This window comes from Mesorhizobium sp. M7A.F.Ca.CA.002.04.1.1, from assembly GCF_004022805.1.
GTDB lineage: Bacteria > Pseudomonadota > Alphaproteobacteria > Rhizobiales > Rhizobiaceae > Mesorhizobium > Mesorhizobium ciceri.
Genome location: NZ_RZPL01000902.1, coordinates 1 through 1,980, shown reverse-complemented (window position 1 = coordinate 1,980; position 1,980 = coordinate 1). Strand labels below are relative to the sequence as shown.

3 protein-coding genes and 1 pseudogene are annotated in these 1,980 nt (G+C 63.5%); 3 read left to right on the top strand and 1 reads right to left on the bottom strand.

Annotated features, from left to right (window positions below):
* The 3 genes from ENZ75_RS34780 to ENZ75_RS30195 all read left to right on the top strand — a co-directional run.
* A partial coding sequence (locus ENZ75_RS34780) for a hypothetical protein (protein WP_206617133.1) occupies positions 1-186 on the top strand: 186 nt, incomplete at its 5' end.
* A 91-nt stretch (positions 187-277) separates the two neighbouring features.
* Positions 278-556 carry an usg protein gene (locus ENZ75_RS30200; protein ID WP_024501657.1) on the top strand — a complete coding sequence of 93 codons (279 nt, stop codon included), beginning with the start codon at positions 278-280 and terminating at the stop codon, positions 554-556.
* Positions 557-726: 170 nt separating this feature from the next.
* Positions 727-1,509 carry an SDR family oxidoreductase gene (locus tag ENZ75_RS30195; protein ID WP_024501658.1) on the top strand — a complete coding sequence of 261 codons (783 nt, stop codon included), beginning with the start codon at positions 727-729 and terminating at the stop codon, positions 1,507-1,509.
* A gap of 133 nt (positions 1,510-1,642) precedes the next feature.
* Here ENZ75_RS30195 and ENZ75_RS30190 read toward each other — a convergent pair.
* Positions 1,643-1,980 (bottom strand): annotated as a pseudogene (locus tag ENZ75_RS30190) (helix-turn-helix domain-containing protein); the annotation flags it as partial.

Below are 1,980 nucleotides of genomic sequence, written 5' to 3'. Positions count from 1 at the left end.
TATCGGACCGGTGCGGAACGCCGCGACCCTTCGTCAGGCATCGCGGCGCATATCGAGCTAGTTTTGCCCTTTTTCGGTTTCAAGAGACCAGCGCAAAAATTTTTATATTCGACAAGAAAGAGCGCCAAGACACTGTTATGGCGTGGCTATTTTCGGAACCCGCGAGCTTCTCGCGGCGTTGTTTAAAGAGGGACAGAACCAATCGCCCCGGCCCGGCATTGGGCGGGTTCGACACAAATGCCGCCGGCTCGATGCCTCAGCGGAGAAGGAGAAAGACATGGCCGATACGGTCAGCAACGAATTCCGCCTGCAAATGGAAGGTTATGGCCTGACGACGGCCGAAATCCACTATTACCTGCCCGATCATCCAAGCCTGCTTCAGCTCTATGTCTGGCAGGACTATGATCTCGCTCCAGCCTTTCCCGAACTCAAGGGTTTTCTCCAATATTGGGAGCGCGAACTCGATGGTCCGCTCCACTCGGTTCGCGTTGCTCATCACCAGCTCATCCAGCCTTCGGAATGGCGGGCCGTCGAGGGCATAATCACGGTCCACTAGGGTCTTTGCGACGGCCTCCGCTACGTAGGGAATCACGACATTGGGGCAGGCTCTCGCCGGCCCCACGCAGCGCGACAGCCAACAACCTCCACTCCAAGATTTCCAATTTCCGTATTGTAAAACGATCGCGCCGCGCTAGCCTGAAATCAGATGCGAGGCGGGGAAGAGGAATGGAGCTCCAACTCAACGGCAAGGTGGCGCTGGTCACCGGCTCGACGCAAGGCATTGGCCGCGCCATCGCCGAGACGCTGGCGCGCTGCGGCGCGGGCGGCCTGCTCGTCACCGGGCGCGAGAAGACGCGCGGCGATGCCGTTGCGGAAGAGCTTTCGCGGCTCGGCACGCCGACGGTTTTCGTCGCCGCCGACCTCGCCGACCCGGCAGCCCCTGCCCTTTTGGCGCAAGCCTGCATCGAGCGCTTCGGCCGCATCGATGCGCTGGTCAACGCCGCAGGGCTGACCGACCGGGCCTCGTTCCTCGATGCCGATCTCGACGGCTGGGCCTCGCTGTTCGCGGTCAACGCGCGGGCGCCGTTCTTCCTCATGCAGGCGGCCATCGCCGACATGAAGAAGCGCGGAGAGCGCGGCGCCATCGTCAACATCCTGTCGATCAACGACCATTGCGGCTCGCCGGAGCTCGCCGTCTATTCCGCCAGCAAGGGCGCGCTGGCCACGCTGACCAAAAACGCCGCCAACGCCCATCGCTTCGATCGCATCCGCGTCAACGGCATCAATGTCGGCTGGACCGACACGCCGGCCGAACGCGTCATGCAAGCCGACACGCTGGGCAACGGGCCGGGCTGGCTCGATGCCGCCAACGCCTCGCAACCCTTCGGCCGCCTGTTCTCGACCAGCGATATCGCCAACCTCGCCGTCTTCCTGCTTTCGGATGCTGCCGGGCCGATGACCGGCACGCTCGTCGATCAGGAACAGTGGGTGATTGGGGCGAACCGGTGAGCGCCATCGAAACGCAAGCGCCTGCATGACGCATCTCGCCGTCGGCGATTTCACGGTTGCCATCAGAAATTTGTCGCGATGACGGTGACTGAAAAAGCCTATCGCATCATTCGCTCAAAGCACCCGCGCCGCCTCACAGCGCCAGGCTTCCCTGCTCCACCTCCTCGGCATTCGGATCTCCCGGTGCGGTGGCCCAGGCCAATTCGACCAGTGTCACGGTGCGCCGGCCTGTCCCGTCGAGTTGGCAGACGATGAGGCCCTGCTCCTCGATATAGGTCAAGAGGCGCCGGGCGCGGCGCAGCGAGTGCGAGCCGTAGGCGCGGGCGATCGCGGCGTCGCTCGGGCAAGGCCAGCCCTCCTTCGCCGCGCGGGCAATCATCATGAACACGCCCTGCATGTCGTCGGGCAGCAGCGACGCGCGGACGGAAACGTCCCGCCATGCGTCGTCCTGTGTCGTCTCTGACCCAAGGC